Origin of the sequence: Alicyclobacillus fodiniaquatilis, from assembly GCF_042678105.1 — a bacterium.
GTDB classification, from domain to species: domain Bacteria; phylum Bacillota; class Bacilli; order Alicyclobacillales; family Alicyclobacillaceae; genus Alicyclobacillus; species Alicyclobacillus fodiniaquatilis.
In genome coordinates, this window is record NZ_JBHUCX010000099.1 from 54,877 (window position 1) to 80,240 (window position 25,364).

Genomic DNA, 25,364 nt, shown 5'->3' on the forward strand with positions numbered 1-25,364 from the left:
TCGCCAAGCGTCCAAAACTGCGTTTTATAAACTCCGTATTGTCTAATCCCTGACAATCAATTGGGCCAATAATCAAAAACCAACCGAGATGAATTGAACCCAAGGTTCATTTCCGCAACCTTTAATTTGTCCTTGGCATTGGTGGGGACAGGCATATTTCGGCCGTATTTTTGCAGCTCATTTTCCTGCGGCCAATCGCTGCCAAGTTGCTCTAGGTTAAACCATTCCCCCGTGACATTTTGGAAAAAGTTGATACCAAAACAGGCTTGATTGGTCGCATAGGCCATGTTGTCGGTCATGGTCTGACGGGCGGCGGCGCTTTGCGTGATGGGAAAATTATTCAAGTAAGCGTTTACGTCATAGGGCTTCCCGTTTAGCCCCGTCAGGTCAACCTTCGGTTTGCCCGTATCCTGTCCATTCTTCATGACGTCCGAAAACCCAATTTCTTGTTTTGGTGTGCTCCAATACATATAATTCAGAGAATTCCAAGAGCTCGAGAAGCCAAATGTCACATCCACCCAATCTATCGACATATCGTACTTCCCGTTTTGCGCATTGGAAGGTTCGATGCTCGCGTCAGCTGCGATCAAATTCGTCGGTATGCCAAAATCGGTCAATTGCTGCGCTGCGACCTGTCCGCTTAGCACCCCAGGCATCCATGTCGTATTGGCGCCGATGATGAAATGAGGAACTTTGCCACTGGGATCGTGCCACTTTCCATTTGTTTTTTTCCAGCCGAGTTGTTCCAACATCGTCGCTGCTTTTTGCGGGTTATACGTATATTGCGTCATCCGGGCGAGCGTTGGCGCAGAGACCGCTTGGTTCAATGTGCTGGGCACTAAGCCGGTCATATTGTACTTTGGCACAATGCCGTAAATGTTGCCGACGTCACGGATTTTGTTGCGATCAAACACATAAGCCAACGCTTGCCGGAACTTCTCATTGTCAAACGGTTTCTTGCGAATGTTGAAATACATGCCAATGGATGCCACATCCGCCATCTTGAACAACGCGATATCTGGGTTGCTTTTCAATGCGGCGTTCAACACGTCCTGTGGCGGTGTTCCCGGGTAATTGTCGAGCTGCCCAGATTTGAGCATGGCCCACTGCGCAGGAACCTGTTGCACCTGTTTGATCCAAACCTCTTTAAATTTCACATCTTTTCTGTCCCAGTAATATGGATTTTGCGTCATGATCAAATCCGTGGTATTGACCTCTTTCACCACAAATGGTCCAGAACAAATTGGAAGTTTTGGCGTGTCAGAGGTGAACGCTGCGTAATTCTTTGTATACTGTGTCTGCAAATCGGATGACAGATTGACGCCAAACCAGGTATTCGGCGTCCAACCTTTCGATTCTTTCTTGGCTTCCTGCAATATTTGATACGCTTTGTCTGCGAACTTGCCATAGATGTGATAAGGAATCATGCCCTGATTGTCTTGGGCAATCAGAAGCAATCTCATTTTGCCGAAAGGTGCGGGCTTATTCCAGTTGAACACAACTGTGTACGGATCTGGCGTTTGAATGCTGGTTAGGTAATTCGTGACCTGGGTGCGCTGGAGCATGTAATACGCCCATATGTCTTTGCTGGTCAAAGGGGCACCGTCTGACCATTTTGCATTTTTGCGAAGATAGACGATGGTTTGTGTCGGCGTATTTTTATACGATTTTGCCAAGCGGTTCAGAATTGTGTTTGTAGAGCGAATGCTTTGGAATAACCCCTCATACGCAAACTGCTGTGCACTGCCTTGGCCGCCTGCTGCATATGGATTTCCTTGAAACTGTGGCGGCATCGGCCAGGAGCCATTGAAGGTGAAGGCGCTATCTAGGTCATATTTTGGCTGGGCAGGCGGTGAGGATGAGGAAATCTTCGCTAAGTCCACGTTCTGAGGAGAACCGCAAGCCGTGAGTGTAATGGACAATCCCAAAACCGCCGTAGTTAATGCAAACGTTCTTTTCACAGAGTACGTTCACCTCACTCTATACACCACCGAGCATATTGAAGGATGAAAGTGATTGGAATCGGTCGATATCCACCATTATTGAATTTGCACGCGCAACCTCCTTTCGCAATCTCTTGCTCACCATTACCGTAACATGAAACAGAGATAGATCTTTACACATACCAGACACATATTTGTACTTTCAGGACAATCCATTAAATGACTATTGTGGCGTGCGGTGTTCTTTACACAGGATTCCAATTGAACTGTAGCATTTTTAGAAGGGGATCAAACATAGAGGGATGGGGCGTCTGTGTTGCAATCGTACACGACGCCCCCAAGCCATTTAGGCGTTTCCATCGGCGGCAACGCCTTTGCCGTGCGCGGGGGGAATGTGTGTGTTGGCAATCAGTTCTCCCAAAGGCAAGGATGACGTACTGCGTTCTGCCAAAGGCAGATGTTCAAAGACCAATTCTGCAAAACGATACGCCTCTTCCAAATGGGGATAGCCGGACAGGATAAACGTGTCGATCCCAATGTCCGCATAGGCTTTTAGGCGTTCTGCGACGGTTTTTGGATCCCCGACAAGCGCCGTCCCGGCCCCGCCGCGCACCAGTCCGACACCGGCCCATAAATTGGGCGCGATTTCTAGGGATTTTCTGTCGCCGTGGTGCAATTGGCGCATTCTTTGCTGACCAACGGAATCGTAGCGGGAGAATACAGCCTGCGCTGCTTGAATGGATTCGTCATCTACATAGCGAATCAAGTCTTCAGCGGCTTCCCATGCTGCGGCTTCTGTTCTGCGGACTATCACATGAAGCCGGATGCCAAATTGGAGTGTGCGGCCTTGAGTGGCGGCCAATGCCTGTGCACGTTCAATTTTTTCTTTTACTTCGGAAATGGGTTCCGCCCATGTCAAATATACATCGACATGTTTGGCTGCCACATCTTGGGCTGCATTGGATGAACCCCCGAAAAAGAGCGGCGGATAGGGCGTTTGGATGGGCGCGTAGACATTTTTACCACCCTTGACTTGCAGGTGAGTCCCAGTGAAATTGACGATCTCACCAGACAATAACTGCCGCCACACCGTCAAAAACTCGTCGGTCAGTTGGTAACGCGCGTCGTGATCCAAAAACAGACCGTCTCCTGCCAGTTCAACCGGATCTCCACCTGTGACCACATTGATCAGCAGCCGTCCATCGGACAATCTGTCGAATGTCGCCGCCATTCTTGCTGCTAAGGTGGGCGACATTAAACCTGGCCGCACAGCGACGAGGAATTTCAGTTGTTTGGTCGAGGGGATCAATGTGGAGGCAACAACCCATGCGTCTTCGCAGGAGGTGCCAGTGGGCAGCAACGCACCTGTATAGCCGAGTTGATCGGCCGCTTGCGCCACCTGTTGCGCGTAACCTAGATTGAGTGTCCGTGCACCTTGTCGGCTTGCTAAGTAGTGACCGTCACCATGGGTGGGAATAAACCAAAAGATTTTCACGGATATCCACGCCTCCTACATTGAGTGTTATGCAATCATGGGCAGCGTTTAAACGCTTTGCCTAACTGCTTTTTGGGAGAGCGGTTGTGATTGTATATGAAACAATTCTTCGCCAAACGCGATCGCATTTTGCGCCAAGCGTTGTTTGATTTGGCTGTCCAATTGAAATTCGCCGTCATCGGCACGGACGACCTCAGATTCCAACACGTAGACACCCTGCAACACGTTTCTCGAACCGAGCACGGCGCACAGTGGCTTTAACGCGTATTCCAATGCGAGCAAGTGTGCTGGTGTGCCGCCTATCATCAGCGGGAACACGACTTTTCCGGAGAACGCGTCGGTTGGGAGCAAATCGAGATAACTTTTGAGCAGACCTGTGTAAGAAGCCTTGTAGACGGGAGAAGCGACAATCACACCATCCGCCAAAGCAATTGCTTGATGCACGTCCTGGATATGAGGGCTGTTGAATTGCGCGTAGATGAGGTCTTCTGGCGGCAGATCGCGAATGTTGACCCATTCCACGGCGTGGCCTTGTACAACGAGTTGTTGGTGGACGAAGGTTAAAGCGCCTACCAGACGTGATGAAGCGGAAGGGCTTCCAGATAAGATGACAATTTTTTTCATGATGATGTTCTCTCCTTGTCTCGTCACTGAAGCAATCGGGTAACTTAAAGTGACTTTGTACACGACAAAAGGCGAACAAGCCCCATGCTTGTTCGCCTCTCTACGTAGAGTCGGCAACAGATGAAATTCAACTGTTCCGATTTGATTATTGGAGAATTATAATAGGTGAACGTTTTTCTCGTCAATCATTTTTCTGAAAAATGGGTTTTGTGGGCTGCTCATTTTCCGATTCCCAAATTGACTTCAGTGTATTGACAAACCGAATATTTTGATGTTAGCTTTAACCTCATTAATCCGATAAACAACGCCGGAAATGCGCTGTGGTTCTTGAATACGCGTGATGAACCGACCAGTTAGCTGGAGGTCCTCGTACTTGCATCGACAAGTACGGGGACCTTTTGTTTTAGGAGACACAAAAGGAGCTGAGTAGATGAGCACGCAACGCACAACAGACGTTGAGTTTGGGTGGTTTATACCGACGACAGGAGACGGCGAATTGATTGGCGTCCCGCCTGAGAGAAAATCGACGCTGGATTATATGATTCAGGTGGCGCAAGCGGCAGAGCAAGCTGGGTTCACTTTTGCCTTGATACCGACTGGCGGCGCTTGTACGGACGCTTGGGTGGTCGGGTCCGCGATTGTCTCGCACACACAACGGCTAAAGCCACTTGTCGCCATGCGCCCCGGTCTGATTGCGCCAGTCTTGGCGGCCCGTATGGGCGCTTCGCTCGACTTGGTGTCACAAGGGCGAGCTTTGATCAACGTCGTCACGGGCGGATCGCCCATTGATTTGGAAGCGACGGGCGATCCGTTAGCGCGCGATCACGATGCAAGATATGACCGAACCCTCGAATTTCTGAAGATTGTCAAATCGGTTTGGACCAATTCCATCAATGCTGCGACGCCAGAATATCGAGGGAGAAATGAAATTTATAAGGACACGGAGAAAACCCGTTTTGACGGCGACTACTACCACATAGAGAACGGAGCCAGCTATCCTGCGCCGGTGCAGCGGCCGCATCCGCCGCTCTACTTCGGCGGCAGCTCTGCAGCAGGCAAACGGGTCGCGGCTGAGGTGGCAGATGTTTATCTGATGTGGGCCGAACCGTTGGCTTGGATTGAAGGCCAGATTGCTGAAGTCGAGCAATATTTGGTTGAGCTAAAGCGCGAAAAAGGTGTAGAGCGGGCCGTTCGCTACGGATTGCGCGCACAAATTGTCGTTCGCGACACAGAAGCGGAAGCGTGGGCAGCCGCCCATAAAATCATCAGCAAAGTGGACGCGGATGGCTTCGAACGTGCCAAAACGCGCGTGACGCAGACAGATGCGACCAATCAAAAGCGGCAAAATGAGCTGTGGCATCAATCCGAGGATACGGATTTTGTCATTGGCCCAAATCTTTGGGCTGGATTGTCCGCTGTGCGCGGAGGAGGCGCAGTGGCTTTTGTGGGGACACCTGAACAAGTTGCAGACCACATCATCGAATTTGTGGACATCGGGATTTCTTCGTTTGTCCTCTCTGGGTACCCGCATTTGGAGGAGGCGCTCAACACCGGCAAACATGTTTTGCCATTGGTAAAAGAGAAATTGCTGCAGAGACAAAGCGGCGTCTCGGTGGGGAAATGAACATCAGCCATTTATGAGCGGAGGTGTCATCTTGTCAAAGTCGGGTGAATCACTTTTTGTCCAAAAGTTAAATAAGACGTTTCGTTCAGAAGAAAAGCCGCTTCACGTGCTGGATGATATCAATTTGGAGATTGAACAAGGCGAATTCATCACCGTCATTGGTCCGAGTGGGTGCGGCAAAAGCACACTTTTAAAGATCATATCGGGCTTAGATGCGGAGTACGACGGTGTTGTGCGATTAGGTCAGCAGAAAATCGCCAAGCCCGGTGTGGATAAGGGGTTCATTTTTCAGGAACATCGGCTTTTTCCTTGGCTCACGGTGGAAGAGAATATCGCTGCGGATTTATCGTTCAAAAACCGAGAGGTGCGTCAGAAAGTCAACGAGTTGATTGCGCTGGTTCATCTGACTGGGTTTGAGAAAGCTTATCCCCGTCAATTGTCAGGCGGGATGGCGCAGCGTGTCGCCATCGCTAGGGCGTTGTTGCGCGAGCCGAAGATACTCTTGCTTGATGAGCCGTTCGGCGCGCTGGACGCGTTTACGCGCACGCACATGCAGGATGTATTGCTCGACATCTGGCTGCAAAACCAAACGACCATGGTGTTTGTCACACATGATTTGGATGAAGCCATTGTGCTCGCCTCGCGGGTGGTCGTGATGAAAGCGCGGCCTGGCGCAATTCGCACGGTCATACCGGTCGACTTGCCTTATCCGCGGAAGCGAACGAGCGCGCCATTTCAAGAATTGCGGCGGCGCATTTTAAGCGAGTTCGAGACCACTGTGAACACGGATGAAAATGAGGGTGAAGCCGTGACCCAAGCGCCGCGATAAAGGGGCGAACAATTTTTCGGAATAGAGGTGGAAGACATGAAAAACTTGGACATTCAACCAGCCAACACTTTAGAACTGCAACGGTTGGAGGAAGAAGACACGCCTATAAACGGGCGTTTTGCCGAACGGCGTAAGCCCAAACCGTCGAGGGCATGGGCGTCCCTCCGCGGCGCGTACCTGCCGATTGCCGTTGTCGTGGTGTGGCAGTTCGTCTGCAGTATGCAGTGGGTTCCCGCAACCATTCTGCCATCACCTCTGCAAATTTGCGAGTCTATCAAACAACTCGCACAGTCAGGGGAGTTGTTTGGCGATATTGGCATCAGTTTGTTGCGCGCAGCATTGGGTTTTGCGCTTGGAGCAGGCATCGGTTTGATAACCGGGCTGTTGGTCGGCTTGTACCGCCCTTTTGAGCAGATTTTGGATCCTTCTGTTCAGATGTTGCGAACCATTCCGCATTTGGCCATCACGCCTTTATTCATCCTGTGGTTTGGGTTAGGCGAACTTTCCAAAGATCTGTTGATTGCGACTGGCGCATTTTTTCCCATGTACATCAATACATTCATGGGGGTGCGCTCAGTGGACGCCAAACTGTTTGACGTGGCGCGTGTTTTGGAATTCAGCAGGCGGAAACAACTCTTTAAACTGATTTTGCCCGCAGCATTGCCAAATGTGTTGTTGGGTCTTCGTCTGGCCATTGGCATCGCATGGCTCGGTTTGGTTGTCGCGGAGATGATGGGGTCGAGTTCAGGTGTCGGGTACTTAATTCTCAATGCCGAACAATTTTCCCAAACCGCCATTGTCTTCGTCGGATTGATTATTTTTGCGGTGATTGGGAAAGCGTCTGATTCACTGGTTCGCTTTTTGGAGCGCAGACTGCTCCGTTGGCGAGACAGCTACCGTGGATGATTGTAATGATGTTATACCAATGTTGACAAAAACAGTAGGAATAATGAGAATGGAGTTGTGAATTGAAATCAATCCAGTCAGGGGGAATTTTTGGATGAATAAAGTGGGGAAAACAAGTGATGTGTGGGTTCATCGTATCCTGAGTGCGCTGGATAATTTGAAATATGGCACGGTGGAAATCGTGGTTCACGAAGACAGAATTGTCCAGATCAATCGCGTAGAACGAAATCGTTTTGATCATGAAAAAGCGTAAATCCCGATGTTGTCAAAGGCAGCGTGTAGAAGAGCCGAGGTTGTGGATGGGTTATATTGGGCATTCATCACCTGTATTCAGGAGGATGAATGCCTTGCTTGAGCCTAATAGGTTATGGAAATACAGTCCAGTCATCATTCTGCGCTTAGCATAAGGGCTGTCGGGTTGGGTGTGGGAGATGGGGCAGTTATAAAATTTGTAATGAAACATGTGAGATGTGTGCGCGTCGAGATTTGAGTCGAGTTGTCAAAATTTTTTCATATGAAGTTTATGGATGATTTTAATTGAGGGTCCAATCAACATTTGGACACTGCCAATGACAAAGAGCCACGTTCCCCAGTATGTCCAGTGTTTATAAAAAAACATAATGCTACCACTCAAAAACCAAATGCCTAACAACAAGTCGCTTAAAATACGCAGTTTCTCGTAGCGTTCATGAATGACGACTTTCCGCTGCTCGAAATTGACATCGATGATCTCGTTGCCGTTGTGAATTTCTGTTTTCACCGTCTGTCTCCTTCCTTCCTGTTCACACTAGCGTACCTGTTTTCATCAGTCATTTGCAAGGATGGGGAGAAAAGGATGGTTCAGCGCGCAGCGAGCGATGGGCTTGACAGATGATTTCATGGGGAAACGGTTTTGCAATTTGGTGCAGGAGCGAAAAGAGAAACTGCAAGAACCCACATCAGTCGAACTGCTTCTGCGGGTCCTGCACGTTCAATTGCTTCACATTGACGGCTGTTCCGTCAATTGTAAAGATGTTGTCGCTTCATGGACTGCAAGCGAGATCGCAGATTGCCAAAAATCAGGCTTGTTCTATGGTTCCAAGCTCCTGAAAAACACGCTCGACGGCAGCGCATGTGCGCTCGATGTCCTCGTCCGAATGCACGGCGGACACGAACCATGCCTCGTATTTGGACGGGGCGATGAGGATGCCGTTCGCTGCGAGCAGATGAAAGAAGCGGGCAAACATCGCGCTGTCAGTGGCAACGGCTTCCTGGTAGTTCGTCACTTTGTGTTCGCCAAAGTAGACTGTGAACGCACCGCCGATGCGGTTGACAGTAATGGCGACGCCCTGGGTTTTGGCGGACGCCTCAATCGCTTGAACGAGGTGTGCTGCTTTTTTGGCCATGGCGTCATATGTCCCTGGTTGGCGAAGCACTTCCAAGCAAGCGATGCCCGTACGCATGGAGAGTGGATTGCCAGCCATGGTTCCGGCCTGATATGCAGGGCCCAACGGTGCGACCTGTTCCATGATGTCCTGGCGACCGCCGTAAGCGCCGATGGGCAACCCGCCGCCGATGATTTTGCCCAATGCGTACAGGTCCGGGTGAACATCGTATATTTGCGCCGCGCTGCCGTAGTGGAAGCGAAATGCGGTGATGACCTCGTCAAAGATGCAAAGCGCGCCTTTTTCGTGGGCGAGATCGATCACGCCTTTTAGATATGTCTCCTCTGCGGGGGCGACCATGCCAAAGTTGCCGACAATCGGCTCCACGAGCACTGCGGCCACATCGTCGCCGTATTTGGCAAGCGCCTGTTCGAGCGAGGACAAGTCGTTGAACGGCACCGTGATGACTTCTTCGGCGGTTGCGCGTGTGACCCCAGCACTGTCGGGAATCCCCATGGAAGATGGGCCAGAACCGGCTGCCACGAGCATGGCGTCCGAATGGCCGTGATAGCACCCCTCAAACTTGATGACGCGGGTACGTCCCGTGTATGCCCTGGCGACACGCAGGGTCGTCATCACAGCCTCTGTGCCGGAGTTGACAAAGCGCAGGCGTTCCAAATCCGGTATGCCTGCGCGCAGTTGTTCGGCAAATTCGACTTCCCATGTCGTTGGTGTTCCGTAGAGGATACCATCGCCCGCTGCACGTACAATCGCCTTGGTGATGTGTGGGTGCGCGTGACCGAGAATGGAGGGGCCATACGCCGCCAGATAGTCGATGTATGTGTTGCCGTCCACGTCGTAAAATTTTGATCCCTCACCGCGGGCCATCACGATTGGTGTGCCGCCCCCGACTGATTTATAAGCGCGCGATGGGCTGTTGACGCCGCCGAGAATGACCGCTTCCGCCCGATGAAACCAAAGGTGAGATTGTGCGTTGTTCATCGCCATCTTGCAAGCTCCTTTTTACTGCTTGATTTTGCTATATCACAGCGTACCAAAGTGTCATTTTCCGTCAAGTAAATGAAAGGTGTATGTGCGCGTCAGATAAATGGCAACTTAAGTGTGTTAGAGATGATGGCAGTCCCGAGGTACGTACTAGGAAAGAGGGATGGAAGTTGCGCCAATCAACGGGTGTGATGTTGACCAAACAAGCGGCGGCGACTTGTGCGTTGGGGACTCACCGGCAGGAATTGTCCCTGTATCAGACTGACACAATTGGTTCCGGGATGCATCGCGAAAATCTGAATGTGCTGAGACGCACAAATAGAAGCATTGACACAGGCACGCACAGTTCCGTATAATCTCCTTCAAACTACATGATAGAAATTCGTTGACGAAGACGAGTACAAGTGGCAAACAGCGGTCAAGAGAGGTTTTGCCGTGGCTGAGAGCGAACCCTGCTGGCACTTGGAAGGACAGCTTCAAAGAACCGGAACGAGCGCGGGTTCGCGTGAAAATTCGGCGCTGGTGCGCGTTATCACCAACCAAGTGGAACAGTTTTGTTCAAACAGGGTGGCACCGCGGAAGCGCTCTTTCGTCCCTGTCGGTTTAGACCGGCACAGACGAAAGAGCGCTTTTTTGCTTGGCGCGCGGTTCGCCGCTTGTACTGTCTTTGTCAATCAAACTAGGAGGGGATTCAATGGACATTCAACGCCCGCGCGGCACGGCGGATTTGTTGCCAGGCACGGTTGAAGCTTGGCAGCGCTTGGAGTCGATTGTGCGCGAAACGCTTGCAACCGCCAATTATGAAGAGATTCGCACACCTGTGTTTGAACATACAGAGTTGTTTGAACGGGGCGTTGGCGATACGACCGATATCGTCTCCAAGGAGATGTACACGTTCCAGGATAGAGGAAATCGGTCCGTGACATTGCGGCCGGAAGGCACCGCTGGCGTCGTGCGCGCTTTTATCGAAAACAAATTGTACGGCACAGGCGCTGTGAGCAAGTTGTATTACGTTGGTCCGATGTTTCGCTATGAGAAACCGCAAAAAGGGCGCTTTCGCCAGTTTCACCAATATGGCGTCGAAGTGCTCGGGTCAGAAGCGCCTTCGCTCGATGCCGAAGTGATTCAATTGAGCATGACCATTTTGCAGCGGATCGGGCTGCAAAACCTGACGGTGGAGCTCAACAGCGTTGGTTGCTCCGTCTGTCGGCCGCGTCACCGCGAAGACATGGTGGCCAGATTGCTTCCGCGCAAAGAGGAGCTGTGCAGCGATTGTCAAGAACGTCTGGAAAAAAATCCATTGCGGATTTTTGACTGCAAGCACGAGCATTGCCAACGCGTGCTCCGCGAGGTTGGCGCGCCTTATATCGCCGATGTGCTCTGTGAGGATTGCCAAACGCATTTTGCATCTGTGCAAATGTATTTAAAGGCGATGGACGTGCCGTTTGTACTGCAAAAAAACTTGGTCCGAGGGCTTGACTACTACACGCGCACCGCGTGGGAATTGACGTCGCCAGGGTTTACAACCATCGCTGGCGGCGGCCGCTACAACGGACTGGTTGAACAGATTGGCGGTCCGCCGACGCCAGGCATCGGTTTTGGCGGCGGCATCGAACGGGCGTTGTGGGTTCTGGCTGAACAAGGTGGCCGTCTGACAGATGAAGGCGCGTTGGATGTTTTTGTCGCCGTAGCCGATGAAGCGGCTGAACGCACGGCGATGGTCGTGCTCAACACGCTGCGGGGCCGCGGTGTCAAGAGTGATCGCGATTATCAAGGGCGCAGCTTGAAGTCGCAATTCAAGTTGGCGGACCGAACAAAAGCAAAATTGGTCGTCATTTTGGGCGAAGCCGAGATGGCGTCTGGGCAGGCAACGGTGAAACAACTGGAGACAGGTGTGCAAGAGAATGTGCCATTTGCTCAATTGGCTGATTATGTTCAAACGTATTTGCAAGAGATACATGAAGGAGGAAAACAGGCATGACGCAAGCGCAACATTTGGTTCGCACGCATTCGGTGGCGGCGACATTGTCGGTACAAACGGGCGAAGAGGTGATTTTGGCAGGCTGGGTGCAGCGGCGCAGGGATTTTGGCAGTGTCGTCTTTGTCGATTTGCGCGACCGCTCCGGCATTGTCCAACTCGTGTTTGACGCAGGGCGAGGCACGTCGACAGAAAGCATGGTCATCGCCGATAAACTGCGCAATGAATATGTGGTTGCAGTGCGCGGACAGGTGGTCGATCGCGACGAGGACGCCATCAACCCGAAAATCGCCACAGGGAAAATTGAGGTGGTCGTGACCGACGCAGTGATCGAAAATACGGCGAAGAATCCGCCATTTTACATTCAGGATGGCATTGAGGTGGATGAGTCGGTGCGTCTGCGCTACCGTTACCTCGATTTGCGCCGCCCCGAGATGCAGCGGATGATGATGTTGCGTCATCAGATCATCAAGGCTTGCCGCGCTTACTTGGACAATCAAGGTTTCGTCGAGATGGAGACGCCAATTTTGACCAAGAGTACGCCGGAGGGCGCGCGTGACTATTTAGTGCCTAGTCGTGTGCAGCCGGGTGAATTTTACGCGCTGCCGCAATCGCCGCAGATTTTTAAACAGTTGTTGATGTTGGCGGGAATGGAAAAATATTATCAAGTTGCACGCTGTTTCCGCGATGAAGACCTGCGTGCTGACAGACAGCCGGAATTTACGCAGTTGGACATCGAAACCTCCTTCATGACGCAAGAAGCGTTGCAGACGATGATGGAGGAAATGATTCAAAAAGTGTTCCTGGAGGCAGCTGGCATTCATGTGGAAACACCGTTTCAGCGCATGCCCTACGAGCAGGCGATGAATCTGTACGGTTCAGACAAGCCGGATCTTCGCTATGATATGGCGTTTGTCGATATTGCCGATATTGTCGAGCATTCCGAATTCAAGGTGTTCAAGGATGTCATTGCCGCTGGTGGTGTGGTGAAAGCATTGGTTGCGCCAGGCTTGGCCAACTACAGCCGCAAACAAGTCGATGATCTCGTCTCGTTCGTCCGCGCGTATGGACTGCGGGGGTTGGCCAACATCGCGGTGCACGAGGACGGGCCAAAATCGCCGATCAGCAAGTTTTTCACTGAAGAACAGTTCGCGCAAATTGTCAGCGCCTGTCAGGCGAAAGCGGGCGATTTGATTCTCATCGCCGCGGCCGAGCCAAAGGTGGCTTTGCCCGCCTTGGGCGCGCTGCGCGTCAAATTGGCGCAGGAACTGGAATTGGCTGATCCGAACGTGTTTAAGTTTCTTTGGGTGACCGATTTTCCGCTCTTGGGTTACGACGAAGAAGCAGGGCGCTATGTCGCAGAGCACCATCCGTTTACGATGCCTTTGTGGGAAGATGTGGAGCGTTTGCGCACGGCGCCAGGCGAAGTGCGGGCGCAGGCGTACGACATGGTGCTCAACGGCTTTGAAATCGGCGGTGGCTCCATGCGCATCTACCGTCGCGACATTCAGGAAGACATGTTTGCCGCGCTTGGCTTTTCACCGGAAGAAGCGTACGACAAATTCGGCTTCTTGCTGGATGCGTTCGAATACGGCACACCGCCGCACGGTGGCATCGCTTTTGGCATCGATCGCATTATCATGTTGTTGGGGAACGGCAAGTCGCTGCGGGACAGCATTGCGTTTCCGAAGACGGCCAGCGGCACGGATTTGATGATGGACGCGCCGTCGGAAGTCGCCGATGCGCAGTTGCAGTTGTTGCACTTGCAGGTGAAGCAACCGCAAAAGAAAGTTCCATCAAACGTGAAATAACGTAAAATACCCCAGTGTTGCCAGTTTATGCTGTAGCGCGCCCTGCGGTTTTGGATGTGCGCCAGCTTGCGAGCGCGCTCGAATGGTGTTAACATAAAACGCAAGCAGTTGATGCCCTGCGGTGTTCGTAAGGCCCGCAGTGTTTTGTTCCAACACTTTGTTTGATACGGGCGTCTGGGTCACGGTGAAAGTAGCAAAAGCCCGAAGGCCGGGACTTGCGAAATCAGTTGTGCAGGACACCCACCTGCGAGAGCAGGATCAAAACCTTGGGTTGAACGGCAATGGCGGGGCGTCACCGGAAAGCATGCGCGGTACTCATTGATGGGTACCGCGTTTTGTCGTGTGTAGCCGAAGGTGTGGCAGGATCTACAGCGAATGATGTAAGCGATAACGAGACGAAAAACGGCAAACACTTAAAAAACTAGCAACTATGTGACGATTCGTTGCAAAATGAGTAGACTATCTCAGAAAAACACTCATATAATGAAGATAGCGGTTTGTCCAGCAGATAGATCGCCCCATCCAAATTTTGTAGGGATTGAAAGGGGTTTCGCAGAAATTGTCTATTCCTATCGGTACACGTATTCCACCGCGTCTTGGCAGTCAGGGAATTGAGGCAGTTGCGGCATTTGCCCAATCCAGTGGATTGACAGCGCTTGATTTACCATCATTGAGCGATGAAGCTGCAAAGGCTTGCCAAGCACACGGTTTGCGCATTGGCACAGTGGATGCAAACGGTGCAGGACAACTGCTCAGCAAGGACGCTGGCCGTCGGCAAGAGGCAGTTGACCGCATCCAATCACAGATTCGGCAACTGGCGGAGTTGGGCGGCAAAGTGGTCTTCATGTGCCTCGTCCCGGAAGATCACACACAGCCAATCCGCGAGTCCTTGACGTATTTCACCGAGACGTTCCCGGCTATCGCGGAGGAATGCGAGCGCTCTGGTGTGAAAATCGCGTTTGAGGGCTGGCCTGGTCCAGGTCCACACTATCCGACTTTGGGTTGCACCCCGGAAGTCTGGCGGGCGATGTTTGCCGCGGTGCCATCACCCGCTTTGGGACTTTGTTTTGATCCGTCACACTTGGTTCGCATGGGCATTGACTACTTGCGCGTATTTGCCGAGTTTAAGGATCGGATTCACCATTGCCACGGCAAAGACACGCAGTTGTTGGCTCAGTCGCAATATCTGTATGGACACATGTCTGCTCAATTGGACAAAGCGCCAGGCTTTTCAGAGGGATCATGGCGCTATTGCATTCCGGGCGATGGAGAAGTCGACTGGCGTCGCGTCGCTTTTGAGCTTAGCAACATCAATTACGAAGGCTGCGTCTCCATTGAGCTCGAAGATGCTCGTTATTGGGGCACGCTTGAGAAGGAACAAGAAGGCATTGCCAAGGCGTTCGCGCATTTGTCTGAACAGTTGGCGTGAATTGAATTGATCGGTTGTTTTGTCAGCAGTGACGCAAAATGATCTCGTTTTTTAAATGGGAGGAATCATCATGGCGAAGGTTCGATTCTTGATGATGGGCGTCGGCGGCATGGGCCGCGCTCATATCGACAACATCTTGAATGTAGAGGATGCGGAAATTGTCGCGCTGGTAGATCCATCAGAAGCATCGATTGAGGCGGCGCGCGCGAAATCCGACCGCTTGGCAAATGTCCCTGCTTTCGCGGATTACAAGGAAGCTTTGCAAAAGGTCGAGGCGGATGCAGCCGTGATTGTCACACCGCACAGCCAACACTTTGAACAAGGGATGGCTTGCCTGGAAGCGGGCCTGAATGTGTTAATGGAGAAGCCGTTTGTGGCAGGCAGCGAGAACGCGAAAAAGCTGATTGCTTTTGCAGAGGAGAAGAAAAAGCACCTTGCAGTCGGCTATCAACGCCATACGCAGGGACAATATATGTACCTGCGCAATCTGATTCAGAGTGGTGAACTTGGCGATATCTACTTCATCACTGCATATCAGGCACAGGGATGGTTGGAAGGTTGTCGCGGCACTTGGCGGCAAAATCCCGAACTGTCTTGTGGCGGGCAATTGAATGATTCTGGTTCCCATTTGCTGGACGTCATTTTGTGGATGACCGGTTTCCAACCGCAGGAAGTCTCCGCGTACATAGACAATCGCGGGACACAGGTTGACATCGACAGCGCATTGACGGTGCGTTTTGAAGGTGGCACCATCTGTACGTTCAACGTCGTTGGCAGCGCAAACATCGGTTGGTGGGAAGATGTCTCCATCAATGGCAGCAAAGGGACTGCATTGTACAGAAACGGTTCCTTGATGGTTTCCAAAGGTGGCAGACATCAACCGCTGGTCGAGGTGCCAGAGAGCGAGTTGCCTGCATCGAGCACCCCAGACCAAAACTTTGTCGATCTCATCTTGGGTCGCGTACAAGAAGCGGCAGCGCCTTCATCATGTGGATTCCGCGTGGCGCGGCTCACCGAGGCGGCTTGGCAGAGTGCGGAAACCGGGAAAGCCGTGCAATTCTAATTGCTGTCCTTAGGCTTTTGTTAAGAAGGCTTGACACAAATAACCCCCGTTGATTGCGACGGGGGTTATTTGTGTCTATTCAAAATTTGACTACTCATGGTTAACCTTAAACCTGCGCCGACTTTGCCGCTGCCGGATCGTACTTTTGCCTACATCAATCATGCAGTGACAAATGAAGAATGGAAATTGGTTTAAGTACACAAAGAGGTTCATTTCAATCTAATTTTGACCTAAAGGGGGTATCCTACACAATGTAAATAACCCCTAGGCAGCGGGGAAATAAGATAAGGAGGTAAGCAATATGGGCTTTTATAAATCCCATATAGAAAAACAGCAAGCACCTCATAACAATCGCGCGGGCGGTGCATCTGTCAAATTCATAGCAACAGTGGTTCTCTCAGCACTAGTCGGTGCCGGCGCGACCATGGGCGTCTTCGCTTTAACAGGCCGATTCACCCCCAGTTCCACGAACAGTGTTGCGACCGTACCACCAGTGACCACAACAGCAACCAATCTTTCCGGAAATAGCAACGACTGGATCTCGAATGTGGTCAAAACTGTGGAACCGTCTATAGCTGCTGTCGTGAATTACACTGAGCAGACAAGTGGCTACGGTGGCTCGTCCACGTCTGCGGCTTCAGACGTAGGTACCAGCGTTTTGATCCAGAAGACCGGGCAAGTTGGCTACTTCGTCACCAATAACCACGTGGTTGTAGGCTCGACAAAAGTACAGCTCGTCTTGTCATCGGGCAAGAAAGTGCCTGGCAAAGTGGTTGGTACCGATGAATACACGGACCTTGCTGTCATTTCGGTCCAAGACAAATACATCAGCGGCATCCAACCATTGCAATTCGCGAGCTCCAAAAATCTGCAGGCAGGACAGCCTGTGGTAGCCATCGGCACGCCCGAAGGCTTGAATTTTGCGGACTCGGTCACATCTGGCATTATCAGTGGTCCAAAACGCATCATGCCCGTTGAAGATCCGAATAATGACAACGTCATCTACGATTATCAGTCCGTGATACAGACAGACGCTCCAATCAACCCTGGTAATAGCGGCGGACCGTTGCTCAATTCGAGTGGTCAGGTGCTTGGCATCAACTGTAGCAAAATCGTCGCGACTGGTGTCGAAAATATGGGTTTTGCAATTCCTTCGGAAGAAGTCACACAAATTGCGAATGAGATTATCCAAACAGGCCACGCGACGCACACAGCGCTTGGTATCTCAGCGGAGGACGTCGATCAAATGGTACAGCAGTATGGCGGTCCGACCCTGCCAGTCAACTACGGCGTCTATGTCGCTGCTGTCGATTCATCAGCCGCGAAGGCTGCGGGTTTAAAGCGGGGTGATGTCATTGTCGACATCAACGGCCAGAAGATCCAGAATTCAGCGGATATGCGAACAATTCTTTTCGGATCTAAGTCTGGTTCAACCGTTACCCTAAAAGTCTATCGTGGTAGCAAATTGCTGACGCTGAAAGTAAAACTTACTTCACTCCAATCGCCAAACGATACAGGAGCCAATGCGGGCACCAGTTCAGGTTCAAGCTCATCAGGTTCAGGGGACGGGTCGGGCAGCGGTTCTCCATTCGGAGGCAATCCGTTCAGTTTCTTTGGCGGAGGATTTTAAAAAATACAATTATATGTCAGCGGGACCGCTGTTCAGTAGCGGTTCCGTTTTTTGGCCTCGGAAACAAGTGTAGAGTGTATATTCTCTTTAGTGCCGGAGGAAGGTAGCCTTCTACAAGAGAAATGGGTACCACGTAGTGAACTTGTTCAAAATTTGAAGTAACATCAATTCCTCGAATTTGGACCAGTCCTGAATCATACAGCACCGCAGGTTGGCCCCGTAGTAGCCCTACCACAGTTCCTCTGCCCAAGAAGCAGTCCCACATCGGTGGATTGTCAGGATACCCTTTTTGTTACGAGATACAACTGTTTTGCCACAGAGTCATTTGTTCTGTAACTCTACAGCAAAAACATCAATATTAATTACGCATAGACAGCTTTTATTCCGACTTCTTTACTTGGCATTGGGCTGCTGGTATGTTAAAATGTCACAGTATATGGGAGGAGTGATCGGTTTGAAAATCTCCACAAAAGGTCGTTACGGTCTGATGTTGCTCGTGGATTTGGCACAGCAGGAAGGCTCGACGCCAATTTCATTAAAATCGATTGCCGAACGACAGAATCTATCCGAGCATTACTTGGAACAATTGATTGCGCCGTTGCGCAACGCCGGTTTTGTGCGAAGCATTCGCGGTGCGTATGGTGGTTACGTATTGGCGCGCAGTGCGCAGGACATCGTGGTGAAAGACATCATTTACACACTGGAAGGTCCCATCACCATTGTCGACGATGATTTTGAAGATGGACTGGGCGTGCTGTGGGACAGACTGCGCAACGCCATCAGTGATGTGCTCACGGAAATTACGCTAAAAGACCTCGTGGAAATGCGGGGAAACAGTGAAAACAACTACATGTTTTACATTTGATCTGTGTTCCAGAATGTCCAACAGGAAGGGTGTGACGAGTGCAATGATTTATTTGGACAATGCTGCGACTACACCGATGAGTGAGGAAGTTCGCGCTGCGATGGCGCCGTACTTGGATTCGGTGTATGGCAATCCGTCGAGCACACACCAAGCAGGTCGACAAGCGCGACAAGCTGTCGATCACGCTCGCCGCATCATCGCTTCCTGGTTGTGCGCGCCGTCGAGCCAACTTGTCTTTACGAGCGGCGGCACCGAAGCCAATGCCATGGCCTTGGTCGGAACGTATCTGGCGCGGCGAAAAACGCGCCGGCATATCGTCACGACACAAATTGAGCACCATGCAGTGCTGCATACGCTCGATTTTCTCGAATCGTTAGGTGCCCTGGTCACACGTTTGCCGGTTGACAAGTGGGGCTATGTGGATCCAGACGAGGTCGTCCGCGCGCTGCGCCCAGAGACTGGGTTGGTCAGTGTGATGGCCGTGAACAATGAGCTTGGCACGATTGAACCACTTGCGGCCATTGCCGCCCTGGTCAAACAGGCAGACGCCGAAGTGTTGGTGCATTCGGATATGGTGCAAGCACTGCCTGTGACACCACACCCGCTGTCGGATACTTTGGTGGATTTGGCTTCCTTTTCGGCGCACAAGATTCATGGTCCCAAGGGAATTGGGGCGTTGTACGTTCGAGATCGGATCGCTTGGCAACCGATTCAACACGGTGGGCAACAGGAGCATCGGCGGCGCGGCGGCACAGAGAATGTGGCAGGCATTGTCGGTTTTGGCGCGGCGGTTGCCCAACTGGAGCACAATTTCGTGGAGCATCAGATCAAACTACAGCAGTTGCATGAAGGATTGTGGCAAGGGTTGGCGATGGCCATTCCCGACATTGTCCGCCTCAGTCCGCCTGGTGGCGTGCCGACCATTTTAAATGTAGCGTTTCCTGGCGTGCGCAATGACACGCTGCTGATGCGCTTGGATATGGCAGGTATCGCGTTGTCGGCCGGTTCTGCCTGCACTGCTGGCAGCCTCGAACCAAGTCATGTGCTGGAGGCTTGTGGACATGTGCCATGGTTGCAAAATGCAATTCGCTTTAGCTTGAGTGAACAAAATACATTTGCTGAGATGGATGAGACCGTCCATGTGGTTGCCACCATCGTTGATGAACTTGTAAAGCGCGTATAAATCAATGATTGCCTGTTGTTTTGTAAGCGACTTTAATTTTCTATCCATATTCTGCATTGCAAAGTCGCTTGTGGAACGGTAGTATGGTAACAGGGTTCTTGTTTGACATGTATTTCGTAACCGAAAATATTTTCATTTTGAAGCGTTGACACTATTTTCTGTGATTTGGTTTGTATAAATGGAATCTCGGGCATGCTGTAATAGAGATACATATCAAATGAGAACTTGGCGCGTGGTTCATCCGCCGAAGATATTGATGATGCAAGGGAGTAATGAAAATGGGATGTCCAAGCTGCAAGAGTCGGGATACCGGAAAAATCGGAGCAAATCAGTATTACTGCTGGAGTTGCTTTAAGGAGTTCAACGTATCTGGCGAGGAAGTTCGCGTGTACGATGTCGCTGAAGACGGCTCGTTGGTCATCACAGATGCGATGACAGACGAAATGGAATATGGTACTGGCGCGTAAGTTGACGCGTGAAAAGCACGAGTGTTGATTTCATGAAGAGGAATATTTCAGGACTGATCCACGTGCGTCTGCACCTTTTTGGAACGGTCCTTTTTTGTTGCGCCGTTTATTTCGGCAGTCCATACAGCCCAATCGCCGACAGGGCAAAGCCGCCGACACAGGAGAGCACCACGTAAAAGAGCGCCGTCCATTCACGATGCTCGCGAAACATCATCACCGCTTCGTATGAAAAGGTCGAAAATGTGGTATATGCGCCGCATAACCCTACCCCAAGCAACAAGAATGGCGCTGATCCCAGCGTTGGGAAGTATGTATGTAAATCCCGCGTAAACCAGCCTAACAGGAAAGCGCCAGTCAAATTGACAAACAGCGTCGGATAAGGAAAAGCAATGTCTACATGCCGATTCACAAAGCGCGACACCTGATAGCGCAGGACAGCGCCTATCATGCCACCAATGCCGATCAACAGCCAATTCACGCGCGCAAGTCTCCTTACACCCCAGCACGTCTGCTAAAGAAACGCGTCGTGGCAATTTTAAATCCAAGGTAAGTGAACAGTAGAGAGCCGAGCACAGAAAGCAGCACATAGGCCAAAGATAAACCGATTTGCCCATTCTGAAAAAGTTTCCACGCGTCGACGGTGAATGTGGAGAACGTCGTGAAAGCGCCAATCAAACCTGTGCCCAGCGCGAGACGGACATGGGGGTGAATGGGCAACTGTTCGGATGTCACTGTGTTCAGCCAGCTTAGAACCAAGCAACCACACCAATTTGTGAGCAATGTGGCGATGTTTAAGCCATTCCAGGTGCCCAGCCACTCACTGACGCTGAAACGTAAAATCGCACCGAAAAAACCGCCAATGGCAACGGCTACATACGGCATAAACGCGTTCACCTCCATGTGGTGGGTGTTCGGGGACAAGCATGTCATTTTCAGTATAGGGAATCTGCGTTTTGTGCGCAAATATACGGCTTGGACAAATGATGCAATGGACAACTGCATATACTGTGAATGTTTTTGAAATCAGCATGTTTGTCCTCGTTATGCAACCTGGTTCCTGGAGGTGGTGCGCCATGTGGCCGTCGAGCCGTTATCTCCGGGCGACGCTGTCCGTTTTATTGACGCTCGTTTGCGTGTATTTGATCGGTCAATTACGCGGTTTTTTCGACGATATCTGGTCTGTCTTAAGCGCGGTGATCTATCCGTTTATCGCGGCTCTAATTATCAGCTATGTATTGCAACCCGTCGTCGAGTTGCTTGTCCGCCGCAGGTTGCCGAGAAGCGCAGCCATTCTGCTCATTTACTTCACCTTTGTCTTGATCATCGTGATTGCTGTGTTAAACGCCGTCCCCATCGTCACACGGCAAGTGACACAATTGACGCAAAATATGCCGTATTTGATCGCGCAGGTGAACCATTGGATCGAAATGGTCAACAGTCGCAAGCAATATTTGCCTGATGCGGTTCGGCTCGGCGTGGAGCATGCTTTGAATGAATCAGAGCAGAAACTGACTGGTTCTTTCTCCAATGTCTTCACTTTTATCACCAACGCGGTCAATGTGATTTTCATCGCGTGTGTCGTTCCCTTTCTGGTGTTTTACATGTTGAAGGACGCGAAGGCCATTGGCCGCACCGTGATTCAACTGACGCCATCCAGGCGAAGGCATCAGGTTCGGGCGCTGTTGATCAGCGTGGACAGGACGCTTGGCAGCTATATTCGTGGTCAGTTTTTGGTGATGTTGGCCATTGGTATTCTCGCGTTTGTGGGGTACTTGATTGTCGGTATGCCCTATTCGCTGCTGTTGGCGCTTTTTCTGGCCATTGCCGATATTGTGCCATATCTAGGGCCGTTTATCGGTGCGGCGCCAGCCGTTTTACTGGCGTTCTCGGTCAGTCCGGTCATGGTGATCAAAGTGTTGATTGTCAATGTGATTGTGCAACAGTGTGAAGGGAATTTGATCTCGCCGCAGATTATGGGGCGCACGCTGAAACTGCATCCGATGGCCATCGTGGCCGCTTTGTTGATTGGCGGCGAATTGGGCGGATTGCTGGGGTTGATTGTGGCTGTGCCGCTTTTGGCTGTCATCAAAGTGGTGTGGATGAACCTGTACGGGGAGCGGTATCGGAAGAAGACGTAAATCGCCATTTGACAGCGATTGTCGTCCTCGTTACAATCGAAACACAAGAAAAACGATGCGGAAGCCGAGTACATTGATGTCCTTTGCACAGAGAGGGAGCCCAAGGCTGTGAGGTTCTCCAAAGGTTCGATGGAAGCTACTTCTAAGTGCGTGTACAAACCCATGCCGGGATTCGCCCGTTAGCGCGAGGAGAGGGACAGTGCATTTGTCATGCACTGTAACCAGGGTGGTACCGCGAGAAAAGCTCTCGTCCCTGTTGGGATGAGGGCTTTTCTGTGTCTTGAGGCGCATCGTCATTGAGGAGGACATGTGAGATGAAGAAGTTGTCGGGGCAGGCGCTTCGCCGTGCATACAAGCAGTTTTTTGCGGACCGCGGACACAGTATTTTCCCGAGCGCGAGCTTGGTGCCGCACGATGATCCCACTCTGTTGTGGATCAACGCGGGCATGACACCGCTGAAATCGTATTTTGACGGCCGAGAGATTCCGGAGAATCCGCGGATTGTCAGTTCGCAGAAGTGTATTCGCACCAACGATATCGAAAACGTGGGCCATACGGCGCGACATCAAACGTTTTTTGAAATGCTGGGGAATTTCTCTTTCGGCGATTACTTTAAACAAGAGGCCATCACTTGGGCATGGACCTTTTTGACGGATGTTTTGGAGATGGATCCGAGTCGTCTTTCGGTGACGATTTATGAAGATGACGATGAGGCGTTTCAGATTTGGCACGAGCAGGTCGGCTTGCCGGAAAACCGGATTTATCGCGGGAAAGAGGATAATTTCTGGGAAATCGGCCTTGGCCCTTGCGGCCCTGATTCCGAGATTTTCTACGATAGAGGCGAAGTGTTCGGGTGCCATCAGGCAGATTGTCAACCAGGATGCGATTGTGATCGATATCTGGAAATTTGGAATTTGGTTTTCACGCAATTTAACAAGGAGGCAAATGGGGAATATACGCCTTTGCCGAAGAAGAACATCGACACAGGCTGTGGTTTGGAACGCCTGGCGTCGGTTCTGCAAGATGTGCCGAACAATTTTGAGACAGACTTGTTTTTCCCCATCATCCAGGCGACAGGGGATATCGCTGGGCGGGCGTACGGGGACGATCCGGCCGCTGACATCCACTTTAAGATTGTGGCGGATCACCTGCGCACGGTGGCGTTTGCCATCAGTGACGGCGTTTTGCCGGGCAACGAAGGCAGAAGCTATATCATCCGCCGCCTGTTGCGGCGTGCGGTGCGCAGCGGCCGTCGGTTGGGCATTGAAGCGCCGTTCATGTATCGCTTGGTCGCCGTTGTGGACGACATCATGGGGGCGGACTATCCGGAGTTGCACGAAAAGCGGAGTTTGATTGAGCGAGTCGTCAAAACCGAGGAAGAACGTTTCCACGAGACATTGAGCGAAGGGGAAGCACTTCTGTTTGACTGGATGGAAGGGCTGAAGCAACAGGGTAGTCAGGTCATTGGCGGGGCGGACGCTTTCCGCTTGTATGACACGTATGGCTTTCCCATCGATTTGACGATTGAAATTGCGTCGGAATCCGGGTTTACGGTGGATAGAGACGGTTTTGATGCGGAACTCGCGAACCAGCGCGCACGCGCACGCGCGGCGCGGCAGGCAAACGAAGGGATGAGCAGCCAGCGCGGCGTGTTGGAGACGTTCACCGAGGCGTCTACGTTCGTTGGGTATGACCAGTTTACCGTCGACGCGCGCGTCATTGGTCTGGTGCAGGACGGCAAGTGGATTGAGGTGGCCGACACGGGCGCAGAGGTGCAATTGTTGCTCGATGTGACGCCATTTTACGCCGAAAGCGGCGGACAGGTCGCCGACAAAGGCGAAATCGTCGGGGAACTTGGCCGGGCTGAGATCATCGACGTGAAGAAAGCGCCCCATGGTCAGCATCTGCACACCATTCGGGTCGTCAGCGGCAAGATTGTGCAGGATGAAGCAGTTCGGGCGCATGTGGATACCACACTGCGTAGGGACACGGTCAAAAATCACACGGCGACGCATCTTTTGCACAAGGCGTTGCGCGAAGTATTGGGCACACATGTGGCGCAGGCTGGATCTTTAGTTGAGCCCACACGGCTGCGCTTTGACTTTTCGCACTTTGGTCCATTGACGGACGAAGAACTCCGTGCAGTGGAAGCGAAGGTCAATCACGCCATCTGGCAAGATTACACGGTGCGCATTGAAGAGATGGACATCGACGCGGCCAAGGCGATGGGCGCCATGGCGCTGTTTGGCGAAAAGTACGGTCAGCGCGTGCGCGTCGTGCAGGCTGGGGATTACAGTGTCGAACTGTGCGGCGGTTGTCACGTGGCCCGGACAGGGTTGATTGGTCAATTCCTGATTTTGTCGGAGACGGGCATTGGCTCAGGGATCCGGCGGATTGAGGCGGTTACCGGCCAACACGCGTACGACGTAGTGCAGACGAGACAGGAGACCATACGCACCGCTGCGACGCTGCTGAAGACCAATGAGACCAGCGTGATCGACCGGTTGAATCGCACATTGGATGAAGTGCGTCAGTTGGAGCGCGAGTTGGAGTCGGCGAAAGCGCGGCTGAATCACACACGCGTCGATGAACTGAAAAACAGTGAAGAACAACTGGCGGGTGTGCCGGTGACGCGCGCGGCATTGACCGACATCGACATGGACGGCTTGCGGCAATTGGCTGACGAATTGCGCAAAGACAAGCAGACATACATTGTTGTCCTGGGATCAGTGCACAATGATAAAGTGCAATTTGTGGCTGCCGTATCAAAAGATCTCCAATCGCAAGGATTTCACGCTGGCCAAATCGTCAAAGCCGTGGCGCAAGTAGCGGGCGGCGGCGGTGGTGGTCGGCCTGATATGGCGCAGGCGGGGGCGAAAGATCCGAGCCAATTGCAGGCGGCCATCGAAAAAGTTGCGGAGATTGTCGCGAACTGCGCAGGAAAAACGGCTCTTTAAGCAGAAATAACGGATGATGGGACTAACGCGTCGGTAGGCGCACAAGTGAGGTG

The 25,364-nt window shown here is 51.8% G+C and carries 22 protein-coding genes, 1 other RNA gene and 1 other annotated feature; of the genes, 16 read left to right on the forward strand and 7 right to left on the reverse strand.

All coding sequences use genetic code 11. From position 1 onward, the window contains the following. Nucleotides 1-56 precede the first annotated feature (56 nt). The 3 genes from ACFSB2_RS23990 to ssuE all read right to left on the reverse strand — a co-directional run bounded on the left by ACFSB2_RS23990 (nt 57) and on the right by ssuE (nt 4,062). Nucleotides 57-1,961: an ABC transporter substrate-binding protein gene (locus ACFSB2_RS23990; protein WP_377945638.1), complete on the reverse strand. Its 1,905-nt coding sequence runs from the start codon at nt 1,959-1,961 to the stop codon at nt 57-59. 328 nt (nt 1,962-2,289) lie between these two features. Next, entirely contained in the window at nt 2,290-3,438 is a 1,149-nt protein-coding gene (gene ssuD, locus ACFSB2_RS23995) for an FMNH2-dependent alkanesulfonate monooxygenase (RefSeq protein ID WP_377945639.1), read from the reverse strand. 48 nt (nt 3,439-3,486) lie between these two features. After that, on the reverse strand, nt 3,487-4,062 hold the full coding sequence (gene ssuE, locus ACFSB2_RS24000; protein ID WP_377945640.1) for an NADPH-dependent FMN reductase: 576 nt from the start codon (nt 4,060-4,062) through the stop codon (nt 3,487-3,489). 430 nt (nt 4,063-4,492) lie between these two features. Here ssuE and ACFSB2_RS24005 point away from each other — a divergent pair, with 430 nt between their 5' ends. The 4 genes from ACFSB2_RS24005 to ACFSB2_RS24020 all read left to right on the forward strand — a co-directional run bounded on the left by ACFSB2_RS24005 (nt 4,493) and on the right by ACFSB2_RS24020 (nt 7,674). Continuing rightward, nucleotides 4,493-5,686, forward strand: coding sequence for an LLM class flavin-dependent oxidoreductase (locus ACFSB2_RS24005; RefSeq protein ID WP_377945641.1), 1,194 nt, complete (start codon nt 4,493-4,495; stop codon nt 5,684-5,686). Between the two features lie 31 nt (nt 5,687-5,717). Continuing rightward, a complete protein-coding gene (locus tag ACFSB2_RS24010; RefSeq protein ID WP_377945642.1) occupies nt 5,718-6,515 on the forward strand; it encodes an ABC transporter ATP-binding protein in 798 nt (265 codons plus the stop codon). A 36-nt stretch (nt 6,516-6,551) separates the two neighbouring features. Then, nucleotides 6,552-7,421 (forward strand): ABC transporter permease, encoded by an 870-nt coding sequence (locus ACFSB2_RS24015; protein WP_377945643.1) that lies wholly within the window; start codon nt 6,552-6,554, stop codon nt 7,419-7,421. 94 nt (nt 7,422-7,515) lie between these two features. Next, on the forward strand, nt 7,516-7,674 hold the full coding sequence (locus ACFSB2_RS24020) for a YezD family protein (protein ID WP_377945644.1): 159 nt from the start codon (nt 7,516-7,518) through the stop codon (nt 7,672-7,674). A 246-nt stretch (nt 7,675-7,920) separates the two neighbouring features. On the opposite strand, the gene ACFSB2_RS24025 is transcribed toward ACFSB2_RS24020, so the two are convergent. Both ACFSB2_RS24025 and ACFSB2_RS24030 read right to left on the reverse strand, forming a co-directional pair. Further along, a complete protein-coding gene (locus tag ACFSB2_RS24025) occupies nt 7,921-8,181 on the reverse strand; it encodes a YrhK family protein (protein WP_377945645.1) in 261 nt (86 codons plus the stop codon). 298 nt (nt 8,182-8,479) lie between these two features. After that, the gene (locus ACFSB2_RS24030; RefSeq protein ID WP_377946002.1) at nt 8,480-9,787 is read right to left on the reverse strand and encodes a glutamate-1-semialdehyde 2,1-aminomutase; all 1,308 of its coding nucleotides are present in this window, start codon (nt 9,785-9,787) and stop codon (nt 8,480-8,482) included. Between the two features lie 173 nt (nt 9,788-9,960). On the opposite strand from ACFSB2_RS24030, the gene ACFSB2_RS24035 reads away from it, so the two are divergent. The 10 genes from ACFSB2_RS24035 to ACFSB2_RS24080 all read left to right on the forward strand — a co-directional run bounded on the left by ACFSB2_RS24035 (nt 9,961) and on the right by ACFSB2_RS24080 (nt 20,216). Beyond that, complete coding sequence (locus tag ACFSB2_RS24035; RefSeq protein WP_377945646.1) at nt 9,961-10,146, forward strand: hypothetical protein; 186 nt, start codon at nt 9,961-9,963, stop codon at nt 10,144-10,146. 338 nt (nt 10,147-10,484) lie between these two features. After that, nucleotides 10,485-11,771: a histidine--tRNA ligase gene (gene hisS, locus ACFSB2_RS24040; RefSeq protein WP_377945647.1), complete on the forward strand. Its 1,287-nt coding sequence runs from the start codon at nt 10,485-10,487 to the stop codon at nt 11,769-11,771. Beyond that, nucleotides 11,768-13,579, forward strand: a complete 1,812-nt coding sequence (aspS, locus tag ACFSB2_RS24045; protein ID WP_377945648.1) for an aspartate--tRNA ligase — start codon at nt 11,768-11,770, stop codon at nt 13,577-13,579. The genes hisS and aspS overlap by 4 nt, the downstream gene beginning before the upstream one ends. A gap of 110 nt (nt 13,580-13,689) precedes the next feature. Next, nucleotides 13,690-13,874, forward strand: a non-coding RNA gene (ssrS, locus tag ACFSB2_RS24050) — 6S RNA. A gap of 264 nt (nt 13,875-14,138) precedes the next feature. Next, nucleotides 14,139-15,008: a sugar phosphate isomerase/epimerase family protein gene (locus ACFSB2_RS24055; RefSeq protein ID WP_377945649.1), complete on the forward strand. Its 870-nt coding sequence runs from the start codon at nt 14,139-14,141 to the stop codon at nt 15,006-15,008. Nucleotides 15,009-15,078: 70 nt separating this feature from the next. Beyond that, nucleotides 15,079-16,071 carry a Gfo/Idh/MocA family protein gene (locus ACFSB2_RS24060; protein WP_377945650.1) on the forward strand — a complete coding sequence of 331 codons (993 nt, stop codon included), beginning with the start codon at nt 15,079-15,081 and terminating at the stop codon, nt 16,069-16,071. A 301-nt stretch (nt 16,072-16,372) separates the two neighbouring features. After that, nucleotides 16,373-17,701, forward strand: coding sequence for a S1C family serine protease (locus ACFSB2_RS24065; RefSeq protein WP_377945651.1), 1,329 nt, complete (start codon nt 16,373-16,375; stop codon nt 17,699-17,701). A gap of 454 nt (nt 17,702-18,155) precedes the next feature. Then, nucleotides 18,156-18,566 (forward strand): cysteine metabolism transcriptional regulator CymR, encoded by a 411-nt coding sequence (gene cymR / locus ACFSB2_RS24070; RefSeq protein WP_377945653.1) that lies wholly within the window; start codon nt 18,156-18,158, stop codon nt 18,564-18,566. A gap of 43 nt (nt 18,567-18,609) precedes the next feature. Continuing rightward, nucleotides 18,610-19,749, forward strand: coding sequence for a cysteine desulfurase family protein (locus ACFSB2_RS24075; protein ID WP_377945654.1), 1,140 nt, complete (start codon nt 18,610-18,612; stop codon nt 19,747-19,749). A gap of 272 nt (nt 19,750-20,021) precedes the next feature. Next, entirely contained in the window at nt 20,022-20,216 is a 195-nt protein-coding gene (locus tag ACFSB2_RS24080; RefSeq protein ID WP_377945656.1) for a hypothetical protein, read from the forward strand. Nucleotides 20,217-20,322: 106 nt separating this feature from the next. On the opposite strand, the gene crcB (ACFSB2_RS24085) is transcribed toward ACFSB2_RS24080, so the two are convergent. Both crcB (ACFSB2_RS24085) and crcB (ACFSB2_RS24090) read right to left on the reverse strand, forming a co-directional pair. Then, complete coding sequence (gene crcB / locus ACFSB2_RS24085) at nt 20,323-20,694, reverse strand: fluoride efflux transporter CrcB (RefSeq protein ID WP_377945657.1); 372 nt, start codon at nt 20,692-20,694, stop codon at nt 20,323-20,325. Between the two features lie 14 nt (nt 20,695-20,708). Next, on the reverse strand, nt 20,709-21,098 hold the full coding sequence (gene crcB, locus ACFSB2_RS24090) for a fluoride efflux transporter CrcB (RefSeq protein WP_377945658.1): 390 nt from the start codon (nt 21,096-21,098) through the stop codon (nt 20,709-20,711). A gap of 191 nt (nt 21,099-21,289) precedes the next feature. Here crcB (ACFSB2_RS24090) and ACFSB2_RS24095 point away from each other — a divergent pair, with 191 nt between their 5' ends. After that, nucleotides 21,290-22,354 carry an AI-2E family transporter gene (locus ACFSB2_RS24095; RefSeq protein WP_377945659.1) on the forward strand — a complete coding sequence of 355 codons (1,065 nt, stop codon included), beginning with the start codon at nt 21,290-21,292 and terminating at the stop codon, nt 22,352-22,354. Between the two features lie 46 nt (nt 22,355-22,400). After that, nucleotides 22,401-22,612: a binding site (T-box leader), on the forward strand. Nucleotides 22,613-22,668: 56 nt separating this feature from the next. Then, nucleotides 22,669-25,311: an alanine--tRNA ligase gene (gene alaS / locus ACFSB2_RS24100; RefSeq protein ID WP_377945660.1), complete on the forward strand. Its 2,643-nt coding sequence runs from the start codon at nt 22,669-22,671 to the stop codon at nt 25,309-25,311. Nucleotides 25,312-25,364 lie beyond the last annotated feature (53 nt).

What these genes read in the sequence shown, in the direction of transcription:
- hisS (WP_377945647.1), top strand. Translation starts at nt 10,485, where the DNA reads ATGGACATTCAACGCCCGCGCGGCACGGCGGATTTGTTGCCAGGCACG.
- ACFSB2_RS24065 (WP_377945651.1), top strand. Translation starts at nt 16,373, where the DNA reads ATGGGCTTTTATAAATCCCATATAGAAAAACAGCAAGCACCTCATAAC.
- ACFSB2_RS24030 (WP_377946002.1), bottom strand. Translation starts at nt 9,787, where the DNA reads ATGAACAACGCACAATCTCACCTTTGGTTTCATCGGGCGGAAGCGGTC.
- alaS (WP_377945660.1), top strand. Translation starts at nt 22,669, where the DNA reads ATGAAGAAGTTGTCGGGGCAGGCGCTTCGCCGTGCATACAAGCAGTTT.
- ACFSB2_RS24060 (WP_377945650.1), top strand. Translation starts at nt 15,079, where the DNA reads ATGGCGAAGGTTCGATTCTTGATGATGGGCGTCGGCGGCATGGGCCGC.
- crcB (WP_377945658.1), bottom strand. Translation starts at nt 21,098, where the DNA reads ATGCCGTATGTAGCCGTTGCCATTGGCGGTTTTTTCGGTGCGATTTTA.
- ACFSB2_RS24080 (WP_377945656.1), top strand. Translation starts at nt 20,022, where the DNA reads ATGAAAATGGGATGTCCAAGCTGCAAGAGTCGGGATACCGGAAAAATC.
- ACFSB2_RS24015 (WP_377945643.1), top strand. Translation starts at nt 6,552, where the DNA reads ATGAAAAACTTGGACATTCAACCAGCCAACACTTTAGAACTGCAACGG.
- ACFSB2_RS24005 (WP_377945641.1), top strand. Translation starts at nt 4,493, where the DNA reads ATGAGCACGCAACGCACAACAGACGTTGAGTTTGGGTGGTTTATACCG.
- ACFSB2_RS24075 (WP_377945654.1), top strand. Translation starts at nt 18,610, where the DNA reads ATGATTTATTTGGACAATGCTGCGACTACACCGATGAGTGAGGAAGTT.
- aspS (WP_377945648.1), top strand. Translation starts at nt 11,768, where the DNA reads ATGACGCAAGCGCAACATTTGGTTCGCACGCATTCGGTGGCGGCGACA.
- ACFSB2_RS24020 (WP_377945644.1), top strand. Translation starts at nt 7,516, where the DNA reads ATGAATAAAGTGGGGAAAACAAGTGATGTGTGGGTTCATCGTATCCTG.
- ACFSB2_RS24095 (WP_377945659.1), top strand. Translation starts at nt 21,290, where the DNA reads ATGTGGCCGTCGAGCCGTTATCTCCGGGCGACGCTGTCCGTTTTATTG.
- ssuE (WP_377945640.1), bottom strand. Translation starts at nt 4,062, where the DNA reads ATGAAAAAAATTGTCATCTTATCTGGAAGCCCTTCCGCTTCATCACGT.